This window comes from Campylobacter sp. W0066.1 (assembly GCF_024723635.1).
Classification (GTDB): Bacteria; Campylobacterota; Campylobacteria; order Campylobacterales; family Campylobacteraceae; genus Campylobacter_D; species Campylobacter_D lari_C.
The window spans coordinates 1-2129 of record NZ_JANQCW010000033.1 but is presented as its reverse complement, the minus strand read 5'-3'; the positions used below and the strand labels follow the sequence as shown (position 1 = coordinate 2129).

The 2129-nt window shown below is 27.0% G+C and carries 2 protein-coding genes; both read left to right on the top strand.

Going from position 1 to position 2129, the window contains the following annotated elements; all coding sequences use genetic code 11:
- The first annotated feature begins 90 nt into the window (after positions 1-90).
- Entirely contained in the window at positions 91-813 is a 723-nt protein-coding gene (locus CAMP18497_RS08110; protein WP_257941840.1) for an SDR family NAD(P)-dependent oxidoreductase, read from the top strand.
- Positions 806-2129, top strand: a 1324-nt coding sequence (locus CAMP18497_RS08105; RefSeq protein ID WP_337213721.1) for an ANL family adenylate-forming protein, incomplete at its 3' end; no start/stop codon positions are given. The genes CAMP18497_RS08110 and CAMP18497_RS08105, both read left to right, overlap by 8 nt.

Genomic DNA, 2129 nt, shown 5'->3' with positions numbered 1-2129 from the left:
TGAAAAAATGATGAGTGCCAGAAATTCTCCATTTAAAGATGTTGAAAGCTTGACTGATTATATAGTTAAAAAACTCCAAGAGCAAGAATAATGCAAAAAATCATCATTATTACAGGAACTAGAAAAGGCATAGGTAAAGAACTGAGTGAATATTATTTAGCAAAAAATCATATAGTTTGTGGTTGTTCAAGAGGTAAAGCAAGTATAGATCATAAAAACTACAGACATTTTGAATTAGATGTTTGCGATGAAAAAGCTGTAGTTTCTATGGTAAGAAGTGTAAAAAAAGAATTTGGAAAAATTGATATTTTAATTAATAATGCTGGTGTAGCAGCTATGAATCATATATTAACAACTCCATTTAAAAGTTTAGATAATATTTTTAAAACTAATGTCTATGGTAGTTTTTTGTTTATAAGAGAAGTTTCAAAGATTATGAGCCAAACTTATAAAAAAGAACAAGTTGCTATGCCTTATAGGATTGTAAATTTTTCTACTGTTGCGGTTGCTTTAAGGTTAGAAGGGGAAGCTATATATGCTGCATCAAAAGCAGCTATTTGTAATTTAACTCAAGTTTGTGCTAAAGAATTAAGTTCATTTGGTATTACTTGTAATGCCATAGGACCTACTCCAGTTCCTACTGATTTAATTAAAAATGTCCCAAAAGATAAAATACAAGATTTACTTAATAAGCAAGCTATAAAAAGATTTGGTAGTTTTCAAGATCTTGCTAATGTGGTTGATTTTTTTATTAATGAAAAAAGTGATTTTATAACAGGACAAGTAATATACTTAGGTGGAGTAAATGGATAAGTTTAAAAATGTCTTTTTAAATAAAGTTTTTAGTAAAAATCAAGAGCAACATGCTTTAATCTATGAAGAACAAAAATATACTTACAATGATTTATGCAATAATGTGATTAATAAAATCAGCTTATTAGCAGATCTTAAAAATATAGACATTGTAGGTATTGTAGGTGATTATGATTTTGAAAGTATAAGTTTATTTTTAGCTTGTATTGAGCTTAATAAAATAATTATTCCATTTATTAATGAAAGTGAGATTGATAACAAACTTGCCGAAGTTAATTGCGATATTTTATTTAAAAATAATCAATATAAGCTACAGGAAAAACATTATAACAATCATGATTTAATCCAAAAACTTATAGATGATAATAAACCTGGTTTGATTTTATTTTCAAGTGGCAGCACAGGTAAACCTAAAGCTATGGTGCATGACCTTGATAAGATTTTAAATACTTATCTTAATAAAAAATCAAAAAAACTTAATATTTTATTATTTTTAATGTTTGATCATATAGGTGGTTTGAATACTTTGTTTAACTGTCTTAGTATGAATGCTTGTGCAATTGCTATAAAGGAAAGAAAAAATATTGAAGCTCTAGCTCAAACCATAGAAAAATATCAAATTTCACTCTTGCCCGCTTCACCTTCTTTACTTAGTTTAATGTTGGTAGCAAATGTAGTTGAAAAATATAATTTAAACTCTTTAAAGGTTATTAGTTATGGCACAGAAAGAATGTCAGAAACTTTACTTGCAAAATTAAAACAAAGTTTTCCAAAAGTTAAATTTCATCAAACCTTTGGCACAAGTGAAGTAGGTATTGCTCAAACAAAAAGTTTTGGAAACTATTTTAAATTAGAAAACATAGCATATAAAATTATCAATAATGAGTTATTTTTAAAAAGCAATATGCAAAGTTTGGGTTATTTAAATGCCGATAACTCTGTTTTTACAGATGATGGATACTTTGCTACTGGGGATTTGGTTGAAGTGATCAATGAAAATGGTGAAGAATATATTAAAATTATCGGAAGAAATAAAGAAGTTATTAATGTTGGTGGAGAAAAAGTATTACCCCAAGAAGTAGAAGGTATATTAATGCAAATATCATTTATACAAGATTGTTTAGTCTATGGACAAAATAACCCTCTAACAGGCCAAAGTGTTTGTGTAAAGATTGTGTTAGAACAAAATGAAAATTTTAGCACATTAGAAGCTAAAAAAAAGATAAGAATGTTTTGTAAAGATAAACTAGCTAATTATAAAATACCAACTAAAGTAGAAATCGTTCAAAGATTAGAAATTAGTGAGAGGTTTAAGA

Excerpts from the sequence above, each read along its gene's own strand:
- CAMP18497_RS08110 (WP_257941840.1), top strand. The coding sequence starts at position 91 with ATGCAAAAAATCATCATTATTACAGGAACTAGAAAAGGCATAGGTAAA.